We start from the raw sequence: 20137 nt of genomic DNA, 5'->3' as shown, positions 1-20137 counted from the left end.
AAAACAAGGAGATATCATGAAAAAACTTCACCTGCTGCCGGCCGTTCTGGCCCTGCTGTGCACAATGCCGGTTGCGATGGCGCTGGCCGCACCGAAACCCGCTCCGGCGGAAGCGATGAAAAAGCTCGCCGTGTTGCGCGAAACCGTCGATTTCGCCCATGCACCGCGCGCCAACTCCTTTGTGGATTTCAGCCGCGCCGCTTTCAACGACGGCGTGGACAAAGTGACGGTCAACGGCCTGGAGAACCGGTTCCACCGGTACGGCGTGACCGTTTCACTGCGGCCGCAGAAAGGCTGGAATGAGGGGTTGAACACCGTGACCGTCGCCGCGAAAGGCAAGCTGTACACCATGTATGTATCGCACCATAAATCGATTCCGACGGTCAGCGACTACACCAACAAAATTTCGCTGCTGAACGGCAAGCCTTTCACGCCGCTGGCGATCTACGCGGTGGACATCGAACAGATCAAAGATGCGAAGAAGTTCGGCTTCAACGTGTTCCATAACTACACGATGACCCGGCTCGGCGACGCCTATCCGATGCAGGAATTTCTCGACACGCTGCAAAAGGAAAACTGCTACGGCATGATCCACCTGCAGCACACCGAGATCGCCGCATCGAACTTCAAACCGGTGATGGAGCGCGTGGTCAGATACATGAACCACCCGGCGCTCTGCTGGTGGTATCTCTTCGACGAGCCGGGCATCTACGGGGTCGATCCCGAACAGCTGGTCTTTTTCAACGACATGGTGCGCAAGCTCGATCCCTACCACACCACCGTCAGTTCGAGCTGGTATCAGAAGGAGTTTCAGGACAGCGTCGACGTCGATATCCCGCAGTGGTATCACGGTCACGCCGCCGGCATGGCGAAAACCGCGAAGGAGTACGCCGAAAAGGCCGCCGGTGAATGGCACGACATGCAGTCGCTGCCGATCCTGAACACCCATGACTCCGCGTTCGGCTGTGAAAGCGGCGGCTCGCTGAATCCCAACTCCTTCTACGACGAGGAGGTCAACGGCAAAAAGCGCGGCGACTATCCGAAAGATTCGCCGGAGTATCAGGACGCCGAAAAACGGGCGCTGGCGCTGGTGAACGACCCGGACCACCCGCACCGTCCGCCGACCCCGACTTATCCGGGCAGCATCGAACGCATGCGCGGCCAGGTCACCACCAGCATCCTCTCCGGCGCGAACGGCCTGATCTACTGGCTCTACAGCGACCGCAGAATGAATCCGCGCTGGGGCATCTACACCGTGTTCAGCCCGACAAAGAACCGCGCCGAGTTCACGCAGGTAATGCGCGAGGTCAAGGCGTTCGCTCCGTACTTCAACGGCTTCGCTGCCAACACGAAGGTCGAACGCGGCGATGAACTCTGGTACGGCTGCCGGACGGTGGACGGCAAATTCATCCTGATGCTCTCGAACGTCTCCGGCAGACAGCTCGACGGCGTCCTTGAGCTGCCCGGTGCTCCGGCGCGGCTCTACGTGAACAACGGCGATGAAACGGTCCGGCTCTCCGACGGCAGGCTCCGCTACAGCCTGAAGGCCGACGAGGGGCGCATCTACTGCTCGGAACCGATCCGGTAACAGGAGGAAACGTGCGATGGAAACCGCTCTTGAAAAACCGTATTCGGTCGGTACGCTGCACTATACGCTCGGCGGAGTGCTGGCGGTGTGCGGCTGGATGCTGTGGGGCGGTTTCTGCTACAGCATGCTGGCCTATGTGCTGGTGCCGACGCTGCTGCCGCTGACGCTGGATTCGTTCCATGCGTCGGGGGCGCTGATCGGGCTGGTGGTCGGCAGCATTCCGGCGGCGATGAACTTCGTGATGAATCCGATCCTCTCCACGACCAGCGACCGGACGCGCACGAAATGGGGCAGACGGATTCCGTATCTCGCTTTCGCGACCCCGTTCGTGGCGCTGTTCCTGATCCTGCTCGGCTGGACGCCGGAGGCGGCGGCGCTGCTGCACACGACCGTGCTGCCCGGCGTCTCCCCGGCAACACTGGGGATCGTGCTGGTCTGCGTTTTCGCGGTATTCTTCCAGTTCTTCAACCTGATCATCGGGTCGATCTATTATTACATCTTCGCGGACGTGATTCCGCACCGGTTCATCGGGCGCTTCATGGCGTTTCTGAATCTGTCGTTCACCGCGGCGGGGTTTGTGTTCAACTACTTCCTGATGGAGTACGCGCGCGAATATTCATCGTGGATTTACACCGGAATCGGCATTCTGTACGCGGTCAGCTTCGCGTTGATGTGCTTTTTCGTGAAAGAGGGGGAATATCCGCCTCCGCCGCAGTATCAGGCCGCGACGGTTCCGGTTGCGAAGCGGCTGGTGAACTGGGTGGCGATCTATTTCCGGCAGTGCTACAGAAGTCCGTTTTATTCGATGCTGTTCCTGGGGACGGCGATGACGCAGGTTTCGACGGTGTGCCGGTCGGTGTTCAATCTGTTGTTCGCCACCAGGGAACTGCACCTGACCGAGGCGCAGTTCGGCCGGATCATGGGGATCGGCTCGCTGGTTTCGCTTGGCGTAATCCTGTTGATGGGATATCTTATGGACAAGCTGCATCCGTTGCGGGTGTTCCTGTGGAGCGGCGTATTGGTGATCCTGATCAATGTGTGGGGATACTTCCACGTGACGGACTATGCGACGTTCTTCGCGGTGGGAATTGTGATCGTGATCGTCTATTCGGTGCAGACGCTGAGCAGCGTGCCGATGTATATCGCGCTGTTTCCGCCGGAGAAGTACGGCCAGTTCTCCAGCGCCAACGCGATGGTGAACAGCGTGCTGGTGATCGTCGCGAACTGGGGCGGCGGGCTGGCGATCGACCGCTTCGGCTACCGGTTCATTTTCGTGTGGGATTTCATCTTCACGGTAATCGCGACGGCCGTGCTGATTTACGTGTATGTCAAATGGAAGCAACTGGGCGGCATGAACCATTACAAAGCCCCCGAAGTGGAATGAAGGAGAATATCGCAATGAAACGGATTGGTGTGATCGGACTGGCGCTGTGTGCCGGATTGCTGACGGGGGCGGATTCCGCGCAGAAGCGGGATGCGGTGCTGAACATGAAACGGGAGCTGGCCCAAACGACGCCGTGGCTGGATCTGTCGGACAAACGTTCCGGTGCGGAGCTGCTGGCGCAACTGGACGGCAACGGTTCGTTCCGGGATCTGGCAAAGCTGGAGTCGGAGTATTGGAAGAACAACTGGGGTGATCCGAAATTCGACACGATGCAGATCCAGACGCCGGTGCTGAACATGCTCACCAGCGCTTTCGACCGGCTGCTGCGGATCGCGTTGGACCTGCGCGACGGCAAGTTTGCGGAGGAGGAACGCGCCGCCGCAAAGGAAAAACTTTACCGGGGCGTGCTGAATTACGCGAAGATCGAATTCGACCGGGGAAATAAAATTCGCAACGGCCGTTTTCACGGCTCCTGTTTCGCGATGCCGAAAGCGGGGGCGTGGATCTATCTGGCGATGATCGGCGATATGGAGTCGGGGTGCCGGCCGGAGGTTGCCGCCGCGCTGAAAAAGCTCGCGTTCCAGGCGTGGAGCCAGCCGGTGCGCGGCGACGCGACGGATGCGAAGATCGTCGATGTGCAGCGCTTCCGCAAGCACGTCTGGTGGGTAGGCGGCAACGCGACCGCCTACCGGCCGCTGCTGGAGGCGGCTTTGGTCAACGATTCGCCGGAGATGGTGGACGTGTTGAGCGAGGTGGTCAACAAAAGCATCTCGAATGTGTCGCAGAACACCTATGACGACGCGTTCTGGATCGAGGGTTTCACCGCCGACGGCGCGGGCTGGGGGCATGGCCGCCAGTGCCTGATCTGGGGATATCCGATCCACGGCACCAACGGTTCGCTGAACATCATCGCGAAGCTGAAGGGAACGCCGTGGGCGGCGGCGCTGGACGCACGGGCGCTGGATGCTCTTTTCAACTTCTTCCGCGGCTCTTCGTTCTACTTCTACAAGGGGACGATTCCGCCGGTGCTGGAGCGCGGCAACGCCCGGCCCGGTTACGGGGATAAACGGGTGATTCCGTCGCTGACGCTGGCCGACAACCTGAACCGGAATTTCCGCGACCGACTTTCGGCTGAGCAGCGGGCCGAGCTGGACCAGTTCCGCAGGGAGGCGAAAGCGAAGAATCTTTTTATGCTGAATTTCCCGATGGGACAGTATCATGGCACCCGGTACTTCTTCAACAACGACGACCTGATCCGCAAGAATCCGGCTTATTATGTGTTCGTGAACATGGTCTCCAACCGCACCAACGGGCTGGAGAGCTATTACGGCGGAGCCGGCGGCTTCAATTTGTTCACCTGCGACGGCCAGACCATTTTTGAACGCGAAGGCGGCGAAAGTTCCAGGGCGCTCGGCGCGGCGATCCTGACCATGCTTCCCGGCACCACCGAGCGGCAGGTGAAAGAACTCAAGCCGGTCGAGAACTGGCTCGGATACGGCTCCCGCGGGGAGTTCGCCGCCGGTGCGGTGCTGCCGGATCAGGACGCGGCTGCCGGATTCATTTTCGACAAGGTGAACGACTCGGTTGTGGAGAATCCCGCCCGCCGTGAGGAGAATCCGGAAATTCTGAAACTCCGGGCGAACAAAGCGTATTTCTTCTTCGGAGACCTCTTTCTCGCGCTCGGCGCGGGCATCGAAAACCTCGCCCCCGAATACGACGGCAATATCTTCACCACGGTCGAACAGCCCCTGAGAAAGGGCAACAATCCGGTGGTGCGAAAGCATGGCGTCGAGTGGGTGGAAAACAACGGCTTCGTGTACGGCGTGCTGCCGCAGGCGACCTCCGGAAAAATCGCGCACAAGAGCGAAAAACGCACGACCGGCTGGCGGAAGCTGTCGGAAGCCAATAAAGGCGTCGAGGAGAATGAGGTCGAGCTTTTCTCGATGTGGATCGATCATGGCCGCGAGGTGAAGGACGGTTCCTACGCCTACTTCGTCTCCTGCGACGGCAAGGTGCCGGAGCGGCTGCCGGAGATCCTTTCCAATACGGTGAAGGTTCAGGCGGCCCGGCTGGGGAATACGGTCGAAGCGGTGTTTTACGACGCCTCAGCCGGACTGGAAACTCCTTTGGGCGCGGTTACGGTCTCCGCCCCCTGCGCGCTGGCGGCGAAGTTCCGGGAAGGCAAGGTCGAGCTTGCCGTTGCCGACGGCAGGATGAATCGGGAGCTCAGGAGCATCACGGTCACGGTCGGCGGCAGGGCGTACACCGTCGAACTGCCCTCCGGTGAATTGCTCGGCCGGCAGGGAACTGTTGCGGAGTAACGGGAAAGCGGAGGAAAATCTTCGCATTCCGGGTTGACAGCCGCTCTCCGGACGGATATAGTAACTCCGACTATGGTACAACCAGCGGGGGCGGTATGGAACAAGGCTCTTATCTGATCATGGGTTTCGGAGAGCGGCGCTATTCGTTTGCGGAAGTCGCTGAAATGACGGCGGATGGAATCATCGGGGCAGAGAGCCGGATTTCCCGGGACGGCGCGAATTGGGAGATGATGCAGTTCACTCCGTTCGGCGCGATGATGCCGACGCTCTGCGCGCGATGGGCGATCCGGGAACATGCGATAGAAAGGCGGTTCGTCTGGTTTTTCCATTCGGTGATGGCGTGCGGAGTGCTGTTTCTGCTCTCTTTCGCGCTCGAAAATATCCGGCTGGTATTCGGTGTGAATGGAATCCTGATTTATTCCGCCGTGTCCGTAATCGTGATGCTGATCCTCAGCTGGAGCAGCATCACGTTGCTCGGATTCTTCTGGAGCCTGATTCCGCATTCGCAGAACCGGCTGCCGCCGGTGATCCGGCTGGCGCTGCTGTTCATCCCGGTTTTCGGCATGTTCTGGGTGTTCAACGCGATTTATTCGCTGGCGGTCAAACTGGAGAAACTCCACTTCAAAAGCGGCTTGCGGCAGCGGGAAAGCGGCGTTCAGAATGCGTTGGTCGCCTGCTGCATTTTCTGCTGTTCGTGGCTGGTCGGCTGGATTCCGCTGGCCGGTTTCATCCTCTGCATCATCGCTTTTACCTGTTTTTACCGGGCGATGTGTACGATGAAAGAGCAGGCGCTGGATATCCTGAATAAACGGCAGCGAATGGACTACTTTCCGTTTCCGCCGAGCGGTCCTCCTGAAGTACCGCGCGAATTGCGCAAATTCGCATATCGGCGCGGCCGGACGCTGCTGGCTGTTGGAGTGATCGCGGCGGTCGCGCTGCTGTGGGCGGGACCGCTGGCATTCAGCGTCGGCCGGATGCTGCTGACCGACGGCGGCAGGGCTGCCGAATGGCTCCGCGAGACCTTTCAATCGCCGCAGCAGGATGCAGAAGCAGTTGCGGGTCAGGAAAATACATTGTAAAGCCCCGCATGTTCAGGAAAAACGTTTCAGAAACGCCGCCGTCGCCGCCGGGGAAGCGAGGCGGATGATCCGGCATCCGGCCGGAGCCGCTTCAAGGGCGGCCTGTACGCGCGGCAGCGTGACGCGGTTGTAGTTCCAGATGTAGCGCAGAAAAGGGAGGTTCAGCCGCTCCGGGCAGCCTTCGCCGACATCGGGCCGCGAAGTGCCGCGATAGCGGAAGTAACGTTTGAACGTGTTCCACAGGCAGCGGCTCCGGGGGTATTCCAGCAGGATCACGGTGTCGGCGAATTTCAGCCGCTCCGGGAGCGTCCTTTGGAAGTTGCCGTCGAGAATCCACTCCGGGCGGCGGAGGAGTTCCGCCAGCTCCGCGTCGAACTCCTCGCGGCCGCGTTCCCGCCAGCCCGGCCGCCACCAGAGCCGGTCGAGATGGACCGGCTCCAGACCCAGCCGGGCGCCGAGTTCCCGGGCAAGGGTGGTTTTTCCCGCGCCGCAACAGCCGATAATCAGAATCCTGTGCATCATTTTCAGTGCGGCGCCAATAAGGTGAAGGGGTACCACGGCAAATTCCGCAGCACCCAGTAGATCAGAATGACGGCCAGTACCGATACGCAGAGGTATCGGTTGAGCGCAAGGCGGGGCCGGAACAGCAGCAGCGCAACCAGGAGCAGCGCCGGATACAACAGCAGATTCCAGGTGGCCGCCTCCGCGAAACGCCCATGCAGCAGGGCGTAGAAAGAGCGGGTGGTGCCGCAGCCCGAACAATACAGGCCGGTCAGTTCGTGAAGCGGGCAGGGGGGAAGATACCAGCTCCTGCCGGGCGGCGAGAAGTAAAGCAGCACGGCTCCGGCCGCCGCCGCGGCTGCTCCCGCGGCCAGAACCAGCGGATGTTTGAGTGAAAGCGGTTGACGGATGTTCATTTCATCAGTTGGTCGAATTGATCGAGCTGCCGGTAGAGCAGGATTACGCCGTAGACCATGTAGGCCAGCGTGAGCACAATAGCGGTGTGGACGGAGATCCAGGACCAGCGGACCGATTTCGCGGCGGCTTTCCGGGCTTCCTCCCACTTCTGCTGTTTGAACAGCTCCGCCGATTTCAGGGCGTAGACGATCGCGACGATCCCGGTGGCGGGACAGCAGCAGACGCAGGCAAGGATCGCCCACGGCAGGCCGGACTGCGGCGGAGCCATGCCGGGAACGGGAGTGCCGCACCGGGAACAGCTCTTGGCGTCATCCGGCAATTGCAGGCCGCAGCGGATACAATACATGATGTTTTCTCCTGAACAGTTTCCTGCAATATAGCACCGGATGGCCTGTATTGCAACAGGAAAATTCCATGCGGAACCATGCCGGGAACGGGAGTGCCGCACCGGGAACAGCTCTTGGCGTCATCCGGCAATTGCAGGCCGCAGCGGATACAATACATGATGTTTTCTCCTGAACAGTTTCCTGCAATATAGCACCGGATGGCCTGTATTGCAACAGGAAAATTCCATGCGGTATGCGAAGGAACGGTCAGGCTCGGCTTTGGCGGCGGATGCAGACGCAGGCGGCGCAAGCGCTTCCGCCGAACGGCAGGGTAATCCAGGCGTTGGGAAGCGGCTGGCCGGTGGGCGGTGCAGGGGCTCTTTCACCGACACCGATGGTGAGGTTGCTGAGATAGTCCGGATGTGTCCAGTGAACGTCGAAAAAGTTGTCTCCGAAGCCGAGGTCATGATCGGTGCCGGAGACATATTGGCTTTGCTGCACCAGGTTCTGATTCCGGGAAAAATTGCTGACCAGTGTTTCTCCGGTTGTGGTCCTGATCCAGAAACCGACCTGTTCTCCCGCCTTGGAATCGCCGAGATAGCCGGTCGCGAGGTCGCCGGATAGTTGCATTGTATGCAAGTTTACGGAAATGGGATTTCCCCTTGGAGGCTTGCTCCTGCGACGCGAAGCGTCCTTGGAGTGCGGAGATTCATCTTCGCTTTCAATTCGCACGTGAGTTTTATATTCAACTTCGCATTGCCGCAAGAACAGGCAGGGCGCTCGGAGGGTAACAACTTTTAAGCGCAAGAACAGGCAGGGTGCCCGGAGGGTGGTGAGCGCCGGACCTCCGGCCCGCGGATGGCTCCGGGGGACGTCGCGCACGTCCCCCGGACCCCCTCGCCGGTTGCGGAGGCCAGTCCGGTTGCAGAGCGCTTCCGCTCGCGGGCGCGGCTTCGCCGCTTACTTGTCCGCCTGCGGCGGCCAACCCTTCATCGCCCGCGTTGCGGGCTGCGCCAGGGGGGCTTCGCTCACTACGTTCGGCTTCGTCACTACCGTTCCTCGTTACTTGCCAAAGGCAAGTAATTCCCTCACATTCGTTCGCGGCGCGAACCCGCGCTTGTTGTGCGCCGCGTATAAGGCGACGTAGTCTTACTTATGTGCCGCGTAAATGGTATTACGGCCTTATTTATATGCCGTGTAAGTGGTTATGCAGACCGACCAATGCTTTGCCTATGCTGGTTGCCCGCACGCCCCCCGGAGGGGCATTGGCGTGCGCACCCGGCAGCGGCACCTTGCCGCCCCGGCAGCGGCACCTTGCCGCCGGTGTCAGGGCCGGATGCCCATTTTCATCAGCTCCGCCTGTACGGCTTTGACATCTACGGCGCGGGCCGGGATGTTGTTGCGGGCGGCGAGGGCGGCGGCGACGCCCGTGCCCTGGCCGATGTTCAGGCAGATCGGCATCACCCGGAAATTGGAGTGCGCCTTGTGGGTGCCGTCGATGTTGCGGCCGCTGAGCAGCAGGCCGTCGAGCTTTTCGGGGACGCAACTGCGGTACGGGATGGTGTACTTCCCTTTGGAGCGGAACTTGTGCTGTGCCCCGTTGGCGTCCAGCCCCGGCCCTTTCACGTTGTGGATGTCGAAGTTGAAATGGTTGCGCGTGGCGATCCAGTCGTCGAAAGTGCGGGCTTCGACGATATCGGTTTCATTCAGCTGATAAAGAGCCTTGAAGTGGCGGGTTTCACGGACTCCGACGTTGGCGGCGCTGGTCACGGCGTAGCAGTTTTCGTAACCCGGTGCAAATTCGCGCAGGAACTGCACGATCTTCACCATCTGTTCGCGGCAGGTCAGCTCGGCGCGGGTCAGTTCGCGCACGTCGGTCGCGTTCACACCGGTCACGTTGGTCATATTCACGCAGACTTCGCCGGGCAGCGGCGCGGGATAGAGCAGTACATGGCCGGCGGGGAAGGGGAGGTGTTCATGGCCGAGCGCCTGAATTTCCCCTTTCGGCACGTCGACCAGACTTTCAAAACTGCCGGGGAAGATCGCGCGGCTGTGATCGACCCCGCCGATGCGGAACATCAGCGTAACCGGCTGGCAGCCGTGGTCTTCAGGACGGCCCAGCACGAATTCCGCTCCTGCCGCTGCCGCGACATCGCCGTCCCCGGTTGCGTCGATCACGGTGTGGGCGAGGATGACTTCACGGCCGGATTTGCTTTCGGTGATGACTCCTTTGACGGTATTGTCCTCCACCACGGCCCCGGCGATGCGGGTATGGTACTGAAGAGTCACGCCGGCTTCGAGCAGCAGCTCCTGTACCGCCGTTTTCTGCGCTTCGTGCGCGGTGGCCCACGGGTTGGCGCGTTCGCTGGTCGCGGGTGGGAGCAGCGGCGAGGATTTGGTGCGCTTGAAGATTTCGTCGAGCAGCGGCGACTCGGTGCCGCCGCACCAGTGCGACATCATGCCCGCAGTGGCCATGCCGCCGACGCAGTTGGCGGCTTCGAGCAGGAACACGGACGCGCCGCAGCGGGCGGCTCCGAGCGCGGCGCCGATTCCGGCGGGACCGGCTCCGGCGACAAGCACGTCACAGGTTCCGACGACGGGAAGGGTTCTGGCCGGTTCAAGATAAGTTTTCATGAGATTCACTCCATATTTAGTGGTTGCAACTTTAAAAATAATCGTTTTTTTAGAATAAACCTTGAATTTTCCGCGAAAAAATCTTAAATTATCACAGAAAACGGAAATGGAGGCAGGTATGAAGCTGTCCGACGCGATGCGGAGACTGGAGCTTGAGCTGGGAGCGGTGGTGAATCTGGAGGTGCTGCATCCGGGATTCGTCGAGTACCCGGAACTGGCGCTGGCTTCCGACCAGTACTATCATCACGGGGAGTTCTGCCGGTGGGCGAAGCTTCGGCCGGGCGGCCTGAAAGTCTGCTCCGAAAACAAAGCGCGCAGCAAGCTGCTGGCCGCTTGCGGACGTTCCTTCTGCGGTTGCTGTCCGAACGGAATCTGGGATTGCGCCGCGCCGGTCCTGCTCGACGGCTACCTGGCGGCGATCGCCTATATCGGGTATTTCCGTTTCGGAAAAGAACTGCCGCCGGAGTTCGTCGGGCGGCAGCCTGCCGAACTGGCTGAAAAGTCGGTTGCCGGAATTCGTTTTCACGCGCGCTGGCTTGCCGAACTGGTCCGGATGGAGCTGGCCGGATGCCGGGAGCGGCGGCCTCCGGGGGGAAAGAAACGTTCCGATGCGTACTATCTGGAACAGTGCGAACGGTTTATCGACCGTTCATATCATCAGGAACCGGCGCTCGCCGATCTGGCGGAGATTCTGCGGGTGAATCCGAACCATCTGGGAAGTGCGATCCGCCGCGCCTCGAACGGCAGGAGTTTCCGGGAGCTCCTGACGGAACGGCGCATCAGGGAGGCGAAGCTGCTGTTTTCGCTGGAGCCGTCGCGTCATACGGTCGCCGGAGTGGGGCGGCGCTGCGGATTCTCCGACAGCAACTACTTCAGTACGGTATTCCGGAAGCACACCGGCTGCTCGCCGCGGGAGTTTCTCCGCCGGATTTCCGGGGGCGGCGTCACCTGAGCGCGGTCGGTCCGTAATTCTGCGGCGGGCGGGTGCCGGGAGTCATCACTTCGTCGCGCAATGCCTCGTAGTACCGGAAACCGTCCTCGGAGTTCGGCTCGATGGAAGCGCCGCGATCGAAATCGTTCAGGTGCCCGATCAGGAAGAACGGCGCTTTGTTCACGGCGATGAAGCGGGCGGCGCTTTTGCAGAGCTTGCCGAACTCCTCAGGGGTACGGTTTTCGATGATTTCGGCGGAATCCCGCCGGAGCGGATAGTCGTTGCAGCCGGTCGTCACGAAAGGAATGTAGTTCGAGGCGGCGGTCCGGCGGCGTTGCGCCCACATTCTGGTATTGAGGTCCGCCACCTCCTCGAAGTCGAGGACGCCCGGCACGTCGCCGGGCTTTTCGGCGGAGGTGTGCACCACGTCGGTGACGAAATCAAAACCGTTGGCCAGCAGGAACTTGATTTCGCGCACATGGTCCACGTTCTTCTGGTTCGGGAACGGAGTCAGCCCCGCGATGAAACAGATGCCGGGAAGCCCGGCGGCCTGAGCCTGTTTCCGGGTCTCCGCGAGGCAGGCTCCGAGCTGTCCGCTCAGATTCCGGTCGAGGCGCAGCGGCTGCTTGATCAGCACGACCGGTTTGCCGTTGACGTGAAGATAGCCTTCCCGGCGGAAATAGCCGGCGATCCAGAGTGCGGCGATCCGCCTGAATTCATCGGCGGAGTTGACCGCGTTGCTGTTGTCCCACGCGATCGCCCAGCGGATCAGCTTGCGGTGCCGGGCCTGCCGGTAGGCCTCGAACCATTCGGGATGAGCGGGTTTTCCCTGCTTTTCATACCAGTCGATGAACAGCGTGTTGATGCCGTTTTCCGTGAGCAGCTTGATCTGCCAGTCGATGGTTTCCGGCTTGGACACATCGTAGTAGCCGAGCACGGGCCGGCGGCCCGGGGTGTATTCGCTGACGTTTTTCCAGCTGTCGGCCGTGGTGTAGCGGGGCGTATAAAAGGCCGCCACATTACAGATCGTCGGGAGCGGCGACGGAACGGGCATCCCGGAAGCGGAGCCGCCGGGAAGGGGCGGAGGGGTGACTGCCTTGAGCGTCCGCTGGAATTTCGACAGCCCCTCCTTGTCGGCCACTTCGGCGGAGAGCTTTCCGGAGCCGGGAGTGCGGGGCGTGATGTCGATCAGCACCGTTTTTCTCGCCTGAGGCACAATCGCGGGCAGTTTCCGGCGGAAGCGGTTGCTCTCCTCCACCCGGAACGGCAGTTTCAGGCTTTCCAGCTCCAGGTTGTTGGAAACTTTGCCGCCGGTGTTGTGAAGCAGCAAATAGAGCTGATTGGGTACGCCGGAATAGAGTTCGTGGTTGACCGTCCCGACGTCGAGAATCCGGACATCGGAGCGGCCGGACGGATTGCCGACCAGACTGAAGCCGAGCAGATGGATGGTCTGCGATTTGCCGCTGTCCGAAAAAACGATGGATTCCGGCCGGCGGATTCTGCCGTTCTCGTCGGCGAGGTCGATGTTGTAGATGTGAAAGTTGCCGTCCGCAACCACTGGAAAACGAATGAATCCGGCGTTGTCCGGCAGGATCAGGAATCCGTACCGGCTCTCTTTTTCCTTGACGCGCATGTTCATGTAGAGGTAGCGGCCGTTCCTCTTGCGCAGCTCCTTCTGGTCGAATTTGATCGGCCGGGTTCCGTTGCGCAGATTCAGCGTGGCGTAATCCGCTGAGGTCGCCTCGAGTCTGGCTCCATTCCAGTTGCTGATGAGATCCGAAATGTGGTCGCGGAGGTATTCCGAGTTATGGGTGTAGGCTCTCCGGGCGGCAGCGAAGGAAGGCAGTTGCAGGCAGAGGAGCAAAAGAAGGATGAAAACAGTTCTGGACATGACAATAAACGCTCCGGTTTGGAAGTTTCAACTGATCCTGATGTAATATAGCACAGCCGTCCGGGAGGTCAAGCCCGGGCGGAAGACGGCGGCGGAACCGGAATTTATTCCTGCAGAGCAGGCCGGCCGCCTTGAAAAGCCGCCGTTGCGGTGGTATTTTAAAATATTTACACTCTTACAGATATGAGGTGACTATGGCGGCGAAAATCATTGACGGCAAGGCGATAGCCCGGATGGTGAATGAAGAGACCCTCGCACGGGTGGAGAAGTTGAAGGCGGCGGGGAAAACTCCCGGACTCGCCGTCGTGCTGATCGGCGACGATCCCGCTTCGCAGGTTTATGTGAATTCCAAGGCGAAGAAATGCGCGGAGCTCGGCATCTACTCCGACAAGCGCGTATTGCCTGCCGACGCCTCCATGAGCGACGTGCTTGATTTGATCGACAAATTGAACCGTGACCCGAAAATCGACGGCATTCTGGTTCAGTCGCCTCCGCCGCCGCAGATCGATGAGGAGAAGGTGATCGCCGCGATCGATCCGGATAAGGACGTGGACTGCTTCCATGAGCGCAACGTCGGCAAGCTGCTGATCGGCAAGACCGACGGTTTCCGCCCCTGTACGCCCTACGGAGTGCTGGTGCTGCTGGAGAAGTCCGGCATCGATCCCGCCGGCAGGCATGCGGTGGTGATCGGCCGCTCCAACATCGTCGGCAAGCCGCTGGCCGCGATGCTGATGCAGAAGGCGAAGGGGGCGAACGCCACTGTGACCGTGGTTCACTCCGGCACGCCGGATATCGCAAAGTACACCCGCGACGCGGATATCCTGATCGCCGCGATCGGCAAGCCGGAATTCGTGACCGGCGATATGATCAAGCCGGGCGCCGCCGTGATCGACGTCGGCATCAACCGCATTCCGAACCCGGAAACCGGCAAGAACAAGCTGGTCGGCGACGTGAATTTTCAGGAGGCGGTCGAGGTCGCCGGTGCGATCACCCCGGTGCCGGGCGGCGTCGGCCCGATGACCATCGCGATCCTGATGAGCAACGCCGTGACCGCCTGCGAACGTCGCCGCTGAACCGTTGAGAACTCCGAGGACTTGTCCGCATTGTGGCGAAACGGAATATGGCGTTTCGCGTCGCTGCCGCTTCTGCGGGGAGTGGCTGCAGCCGCAGGCTGAGGCCCGCAAGCAGCTTCGTGTTTGTGCATGGAAGCGGATCGGGCAGGGGGCTTTGTGTTGGCTGTTGGCCGGTGGTCTTGAAATCCTGATGTTCGTGTTGCCAGGGCGGTGTTACAGCACTCAGACGGCGCGGATCGTGGGATGGGCGGAGTTCCTGTTATCAGTGGCGGGAGTGATTCTGGCCGGTTGGGGGACGTTGCTGGCGTTTGATGTCAACCAGTTTATGTTCTGCCCGGAGTGTTCCTTTCGGGGGCAGGGAGTCCGGGAAAGGCGCAAGGCCGGTTGGTGGCTGAAGATCGTAGGGCAATTTTTCCCGCTGGCCGGATTGTATGAGCTCATGGAAAAGGGGCCGTTGCGGTGTCCGCAGTGCGGTTGTCCGGTCATGTTTTCCAAACGGATCGGTTCGTATATACGATATAAAGAAAAAAAGAACGGAAAGAGTTGATGGATTGGTCGATGCTGGGCAACCCGGTGTTGCTGTCGGTGGTGATGTTGCTGGCGTTATCCGCGTTGCGGTTGAATGTGGTGTTTTCGCTGATCCTGGCGTCGGTGTTCGGCGGCGTGATCGCCGGGCTGGGGACGGGGGGAGCGGTCAAGGCGTTTTACGGCGGCCTCGGCGGCGGCGCGGGTATCGCGATGAACTACGCGATGCTCGGCGCTTTTTCGATCGCGATCTCCCGCTCCGGCGTCACCGAGCTGATCGCGCAGAAGCTGTTCGCCTGCATCGGGCGGCAGGTCACGCAAAAACAGATCTTCTGTTTCAAGTATTCGCTGATTGCGATCCTGACGCTGATCGCGATTTCGTCGCAGAACCTGATTCCGGTGCATATCGCATTCATTCCGGTGCTGATTCCGCCGCTGCTGCCGGTATTCGAGCGGATCCGCCTGGACCGGCGCATGGTGGCCTGCATCCTGACTTTCGGCCTGATCACTCCCTACATGGTGCTGCCGGTGGGCTTCGGGAAAATCTATATCAATGAAGTGGTGCTCGGCAGCATCCGCAAGAGCGGCATGGATGTGTTGAACAGCCAGGCCCCCGGCGCGATGCTGATTCCGGCGGCGGGCATGCTGACCGGATTGCTGATCGCGATCTTTTTTTCCTACCGGAAGCCGCGGGACTACAGCAAAAGCGCCACGGATCGGGAGCTGAGGGAGGTCGAACCGAAGAAGATCAGCCTCTTCAATGTCGGCGTCGGCATGGTTGCGATCGCCGTGGCGCTGGCGGGGCAGTTCCTGATGGATTCGCTGATTGTCGCGTCGGTGCTGGCGGTGCTGGTGTTCGTGTGCGCCGGAGTGATCCGCATCCGCGATACGCAGGATGTGTTCACGCAGGGCGTCTATCTGATGGGAGGCATCGGGCTGGTGATGATCGCCGCCTCCGGCTTTGCCGAAGTGATGCGGGCCACCGGCGGCGTCGATGAGATGGTCAAGGTGGTCGGCGGTTTTGCCGGAGACTATAAAGGCGTGGCGGTGTTCCTGATGCTGTTCATCGGATTGGTGATCACCATGGGAATCGGTTCGTCGTTTTCGACGGTGCCGCTGATTGCGGCGATCTATGTGCCGCTGTGCATGTCGATGGGGCTGTCGGCGGCGGCGACCATCGCGATCGTCGGTTCCGCCGGAGCATTAGGGGACGCGGGTTCACCGGTCTCCGAATCGGTGCTGGGGCCGACCGCCGGGCTGAACGCCGACGGCCAGCACGACCATATCTATGATTCGGTGATTCCGACGTTTCTGCACTACAACCTGCCGCTGCTGGCTGCGGGCTGGGTAGCGGGAATGGTGCTTTGATGATTATCCGGCCGGTTGCGGCTCTTTCGTCAGCAGCAGCAGATGCGGTCGCTTTCAAGCGCGACCAACTGGCGGCAGTTCAGTGAAGCGAACGGAAACACGTGGCCGAACGGGAAGTTCATCCGGACCGGTCCGCCGAACCGCGCCGCGACTTCTCCGAAGAGCCGTTCCAGCTCCTCCGGCGGCGCGCAGTCGCTGAACTGGCCGAACACGATTCCGGCCGCATTGCGCAGGAAACCGGCCTGTTCCAGCTGCGTCAGGTAGCGGTCGAGCTTGTAGACCGGCTCGTTCAGATCCTCGAAGAACAGGATTTTCCCCGCCGGATCGGGCAGGAAGCCGGTTCCGGCGAGGGTGGCTGCGACCGCGAGGTTGCCGGGCAGGGGCAGCCCCTGCGCGTTTCCCGGTTTCAGGATGTGGACAGGGCCGAATTCCGGCGGCGCTTCCACTTCGCGCGGCGTTTTCAGCAGCGCTTTGCGGAAGTGCCCGGCGGTGTACGGGTCATCGGCGGCCTGCGCGAGCTTGCCGAGCATCGGACCGATGACTGGAGTTCCCGCGCCGGTCTTGAGCATCGCGTAATGGAGTACGGTCACGTCGCTGTAACCGACCAGCGGAAGTTCCGGGCGGGTGGCGAGTTGTTTCCAGTCCAGCAGCGGCAGCAGATGGGCGCAGCCGAAACCGCCCCGCGCCGCGAGCAGCAGGTCGGTTTCAGGATCGAGCCAGAGGCGGGTCAGCTCTTCCGCCCGGCTTTCGGCGGAGGCGGCCAGATAGCGGACCGGATACTCCTGCCGGACATGGGGGGCGACGCGGACGCTTTTGCCCTCCGCTTCCAGCAGCTCCGCGCCGCTTTGAAAAAGCTCCGGCGCGAGTTTTCCGGCAGGGGCGAAAACACCGATCCGGCGGAATGTTTCAGGTATCAGCATGGTCTGGACTCCACTTCCCGGCGTGCGCGGTGTTCAATTGCGTGAAGCCGGAAAGGTGAACCGCATCGTAACGGCCCCGGAGCAACCCGCTTCGGCAGTCAGGCGGACCCGGCACGGCGGCGCGCCCCAACTGTGCGTCAGTTCCGGGTCAGGATTTTCCGGCACGGCGGCGGCAACCGAAACCGGCGTGCCCGACAGGGTCAGGCGCATCACGGCGGAACCGTTCCGGAACTCCGTTTCTCCGGGCCGGACGGCGACTTTTGCCGGAGTGTAGAGATTCCACTGCACCGTGTGCGGCTGGCGGCTCTCCCAGCGGTCTTCGACCTGAATTTCGCCGCTGCCGATGTCGAGGCGGATGCTCCGGCGCACGGAAACAAGCTCCAGCTCCGCCGGGAAAGCTCCCGCCAGCTCCATCTCCAGTTGAACGCGGTTCCCCTCCTGCGAGAAACGCACATCGGCGGCTCGGTGCTCCTTGCCGTCGTGCTGGCCGACGCCGTCGAAAAGCGGCGGATTGTGCCCCAGGGCATTCAGCACCCAGTTTTCATAACGGCGTTCCGAAAAGGTGTGCCGGGTGTATTCGCACCGGCCGAGGTCGACGATCATCGGCTCGCCGCTGTGGAAAAACATGAACTGGCCGAGGTCGTTGTGGTTGTGGTTTTCGGCGTTGTGGCCGCCTTTGGCCGCGAACGCGAGTTTGCCCGCATGTACGAAAAGCTGCTGGACCACCGGATAATAGCTGACCGAGTCCGCCGCCGGCGGCGCCGGAACCTCTTCGGCGGGCAGCCAGAAGAGAAAGGCGGGCATTCGGAACAGCGACGAAGTGCTGGTATATCCGGTGTACGGCTGATAGGGTTCCCCGTTCAGGCCGGCCAGCATCCGCAGCGTGAAATTCTTCAGTTTTTCGCTGCCGGTGCGCTCGCCGTAGCGCCGGCAGAGCGGGACCGGCGGATCGAACCGGACCGCCGCGTCGGAGAACGGCGTGAAACAGCCGCCGTCAAGATAGCAGTCCGCAAAGAATTCGCCCATGTGCCGGACCAGCGGCTCATCGTAAATGGAAATTTTTCCGCCCGAAGCGTTATACAGTTCTTCGAGGAAGATCAGCATGGAGGCGGGTGAAACTCCCCAGTAGCTCGGCCCCTCGTCGCAGCCGCCGTCCGCCGGGTAGAGATCCAGATAACGGTCGATGATCGCGGCGAGGCTGCGGACCATTTTCTCCTGCCGCTCCGGCTGGCCGGAGAGGACGGTCAGCGCGACGCCCAGCACGTTGGAGGCGCACCACGGACTCCAGTTGTTGAAGCCGTGCCCCCACCAGAAGGGAAACGGTTCGCGCTCGCACGGTTCGATGATGCGCTTTTGCAGGTTGCGGCGGATGCCGGAGACGAGATTCAAAGAAACGTCCCGCAGCTCCGATTCCATGAAATTCAAGGTCTGGGCCAGCAGCATGCCGGTCTCGGCGCAGAAGAGGTCCACCATTTCAAACGGCAGCTCCGGCAGCGGATCGCCGCCCGAATTCACATGCGCGGGCAGCGACCAGGTGTATTCGCCCATGATTGCCCACAAATAATCGATGATCCGGTCGATGAAGCGGCCCCGGTATTCGTAACCCTCGGCCAGAACCAGGGCTTCCAGCATCTGCCGCCGCTGGAAATAGGGCTTCTCGTAGTGCTTGCGGTCGCCGATGCGCACGAACTCCATGAAAAGCGAGGCGGGAAGCTCCGGTATCGGCGCGGTGAGCGCGTTCTGGGCCAGCGGCAGGATCCGGTTTCCCAGAAAACGCCGGTTCCGGGGAATTTCACTCATGGCCCGCCATGCGGCGCGCTCCCGCAGCGGAGGAAATACGGGTACAGGAGTCAGGGGGAAAATCAATCTTTCACTGAGCATTTGACGAACCTCTCCGGTCAGAAGAATTTATAATACAGATTCAGGCTGAAAACAATCGCGGTCAGCACGATCAGCCCCAGCAGAAGCTGGTCGTGCCATTTCCAGAATTGCGGCGGCGACTGGTAAAGTTCGTACCAGAAGCGGATGCGGTGCGCGAGAACGCAGCTCTCCAGCACGATCAGCGCAATCAGCACCGCGTCGGCGCCGAAAAACTCGGTTCCACGGCCGTAACGGGAGGGAAGCCGGATACGGCGGCTGAAAAAGATGGTGTAAAGCGCCCATAATCCGCCGAGAGCGGGCAGTACCAACCCGTAGAGCCGGCGGTTGAACTCCTGCGTCATCGGCGGTTCGCCGCCGGGCGAAGGCGGGACCGGTTCGCCGCGAAATCTCATGAATGCGTTCCCCCTTGTTCGATTGCCGGTTTCCCGAAGCAGAATCCCCCTCCCGGAAAGCCGGGAAGGGGCCGAAAGGTCAGCGCAGGTCGTCGATCAGCAGTTTCACGTTGGCGATGAAATCGGGGTGGCGGGTCACGGACTTGTCGTGACCGGGCAGGAAGTTGATCACGCGGCCGCCCCACGGCGTCGCCGATTCGGTGCATTGCGGGAAAGTGCCGGTGCTGATCGTGGTGTTCATCAGCGTCCAGACGGGCCGGGTCTGTTCGAGCCCGGTATAGATCTCGTCTTTCGGCAGATCCATCTCGACGAGTTTGTTGACGAGGCGGTGGCGGCACTTGGCGCGCACCACCTTGTAAGGCTCGTGCGGATGGAACGACGCGACGAATCCGTCCGGATCGTTGCCGCGCACCCAGCGGATGCCGACGAGCTCGCGGAACCACGCATAGGGCCAGAAGGCGGAGCTGCCGCCGTGCAGCAGCAGCAGGTTCTTGCCGGCTTCGCAATACTTCTTCACCGCTTCGGCGGCGGCCTCATCCGGGACCGGCAGATTGCAGGTGTCGGCGATCATGTTGAGGATCAAGAGATCGCAATCTCCGGCAAGGTCGACGGAGGTGAAGATGCTCCAGTCGTTTTCGATGAATTTCATGTCGGGGTAGTCCGCGGCGATCTCCTCGTAGGTGTTGCGGCCGGGGAACGATTCGTAATGGTCGTCTGCGACGAAAATAATCATTTGATCCATCCTGTTGAATAAGCTGTTACTGTGTATATTCTAGCACTCATGCCGCCGTTTTGCCAATCGTATCCGGCTAAAAAATCGGAAAGTTTCCCGGAACGGGGATTGCATTTGCGGCGAATCGGAACCATATTGAAAACCGCCGGACAACCAGGCGGGGAGGCGCGGGA

The 20137-nt window shown here is 61.0% G+C and carries 17 protein-coding genes and 1 pseudogene; 7 read left to right on the top strand and 11 right to left on the bottom strand.

Annotation, left to right across the window (positions count from 1 at the left end):
* The first annotated feature begins 16 nt into the window (after window positions 1–16).
* From C8D82_RS09970 to C8D82_RS09955, 4 genes are all read left to right on the top strand, one after another.
* Complete coding sequence (locus C8D82_RS09970; RefSeq protein ID WP_116884129.1) at window positions 17–1588, top strand: hypothetical protein; 1572 nt, start codon at window positions 17–19, stop codon at window positions 1586–1588.
* 16 nt (window positions 1589–1604) lie between these two features.
* Window positions 1605–2972: an MFS transporter gene (locus C8D82_RS09965; RefSeq protein ID WP_116884128.1), complete on the top strand. Its 1368-nt coding sequence runs from the start codon at window positions 1605–1607 to the stop codon at window positions 2970–2972.
* 14 nt (window positions 2973–2986) lie between these two features.
* Window positions 2987–5293 (top strand): polysaccharide lyase family 8 super-sandwich domain-containing protein, encoded by a 2307-nt coding sequence (locus tag C8D82_RS09960; RefSeq protein WP_165832988.1) that lies wholly within the window; start codon window positions 2987–2989, stop codon window positions 5291–5293.
* Between the two features lie 95 nt (window positions 5294–5388).
* Window positions 5389–6372 carry a hypothetical protein gene (locus C8D82_RS09955; protein ID WP_133245142.1) on the top strand — a complete coding sequence of 328 codons (984 nt, stop codon included), beginning with the start codon at window positions 5389–5391 and terminating at the stop codon, window positions 6370–6372.
* Window positions 6373–6384: 12 nt separating this feature from the next.
* Here C8D82_RS09955 and C8D82_RS09950 read toward each other — a convergent pair whose 3' ends face one another.
* The 6 genes and pseudogenes from C8D82_RS09950 to C8D82_RS09925 form a co-directional block, all read right to left on the bottom strand.
* On the bottom strand, window positions 6385–6894 hold the full coding sequence (locus C8D82_RS09950) for a P-loop NTPase family protein (protein ID WP_116884125.1): 510 nt from the start codon (window positions 6892–6894) through the stop codon (window positions 6385–6387).
* Between the two features lie 2 nt (window positions 6895–6896).
* Window positions 6897–7289, bottom strand: a complete 393-nt coding sequence (locus C8D82_RS09945; RefSeq protein WP_116884124.1) for a DUF2752 domain-containing protein — start codon at window positions 7287–7289, stop codon at window positions 6897–6899.
* Complete coding sequence (locus C8D82_RS09940; protein WP_116884157.1) at window positions 7286–7636, bottom strand: CD225/dispanin family protein; 351 nt, start codon at window positions 7634–7636, stop codon at window positions 7286–7288. Before C8D82_RS09940 ends, C8D82_RS09945 begins: the two co-directional genes overlap by 4 nt.
* A gap of 92 nt (window positions 7637–7728) precedes the next feature.
* Window positions 7729–7794, bottom strand: a pseudogene (locus C8D82_RS22300) (zinc-ribbon domain-containing protein); the annotation flags it as partial.
* A gap of 89 nt (window positions 7795–7883) precedes the next feature.
* The gene (locus C8D82_RS09930; protein ID WP_116884123.1) at window positions 7884–8246 is read right to left on the bottom strand and encodes a hypothetical protein; all 363 of its coding nucleotides are present in this window, start codon (window positions 8244–8246) and stop codon (window positions 7884–7886) included.
* A 696-nt stretch (window positions 8247–8942) separates the two neighbouring features.
* Window positions 8943–10250: an FAD-dependent oxidoreductase gene (locus C8D82_RS09925; protein ID WP_116884122.1), complete on the bottom strand. Its 1308-nt coding sequence runs from the start codon at window positions 10248–10250 to the stop codon at window positions 8943–8945.
* 118 nt (window positions 10251–10368) lie between these two features.
* On the opposite strand from C8D82_RS09925, the gene C8D82_RS09920 reads away from it, so the two are divergent.
* Window positions 10369–11202 carry a helix-turn-helix transcriptional regulator gene (locus C8D82_RS09920; protein WP_165832987.1) on the top strand — a complete coding sequence of 278 codons (834 nt, stop codon included), beginning with the start codon at window positions 10369–10371 and terminating at the stop codon, window positions 11200–11202.
* Here C8D82_RS09920 and C8D82_RS09915 read toward each other — a convergent pair.
* Window positions 11195–13072 carry a glycoside hydrolase family 99-like domain-containing protein gene (locus C8D82_RS09915; protein WP_116884120.1) on the bottom strand — a complete coding sequence of 626 codons (1878 nt, stop codon included), beginning with the start codon at window positions 13070–13072 and terminating at the stop codon, window positions 11195–11197. The two genes, C8D82_RS09920 and C8D82_RS09915, sit on opposite strands and share 8 nt — an antisense overlap.
* A 194-nt stretch (window positions 13073–13266) precedes the next feature.
* Between C8D82_RS09915 and folD the strand changes: the two genes are divergently transcribed.
* Window positions 13267–14145 (top strand): bifunctional methylenetetrahydrofolate dehydrogenase/methenyltetrahydrofolate cyclohydrolase FolD, encoded by an 879-nt coding sequence (gene folD, locus C8D82_RS09910; protein ID WP_116884119.1) that lies wholly within the window; start codon window positions 13267–13269, stop codon window positions 14143–14145.
* Window positions 14146–14691: 546 nt separating this feature from the next.
* Window positions 14692–16038: a Na+/H+ antiporter family protein gene (locus C8D82_RS09900; protein WP_207776109.1), complete on the top strand. Its 1347-nt coding sequence runs from the start codon at window positions 14692–14694 to the stop codon at window positions 16036–16038.
* A gap of 29 nt (window positions 16039–16067) precedes the next feature.
* On the opposite strand, the gene C8D82_RS09895 is transcribed toward C8D82_RS09900, so the two are convergent.
* The 4 genes from C8D82_RS09895 to C8D82_RS09880 form a co-directional block, all read right to left on the bottom strand.
* On the bottom strand, window positions 16068–16958 hold the full coding sequence (locus C8D82_RS09895) for a S66 peptidase family protein (RefSeq protein ID WP_116884117.1): 891 nt from the start codon (window positions 16956–16958) through the stop codon (window positions 16068–16070).
* Between the two features lie 33 nt (window positions 16959–16991).
* Window positions 16992–18839, bottom strand: coding sequence for a heparinase II/III domain-containing protein (locus C8D82_RS09890; RefSeq protein ID WP_116884116.1), 1848 nt, complete (start codon window positions 18837–18839; stop codon window positions 16992–16994).
* Between the two features lie 17 nt (window positions 18840–18856).
* Window positions 18857–19231: a hypothetical protein gene (locus C8D82_RS09885; protein ID WP_116884115.1), complete on the bottom strand. Its 375-nt coding sequence runs from the start codon at window positions 19229–19231 to the stop codon at window positions 18857–18859.
* Between the two features lie 79 nt (window positions 19232–19310).
* Window positions 19311–19964: a ThuA domain-containing protein gene (locus C8D82_RS09880; protein ID WP_165832986.1), complete on the bottom strand. Its 654-nt coding sequence runs from the start codon at window positions 19962–19964 to the stop codon at window positions 19311–19313.
* Between the last annotated feature and the right edge of the window lie 173 nt (window positions 19965–20137).

It is taken from the genome of Victivallis vadensis (assembly GCF_003096415.1).
Taxonomy (GTDB): Bacteria; Verrucomicrobiota; Lentisphaeria; order Victivallales; family Victivallaceae; genus Victivallis; species Victivallis vadensis.
Note: the sequence above shows the minus strand (reverse complement) of the source record. Positions and strands in the feature narration are given on the sequence as shown.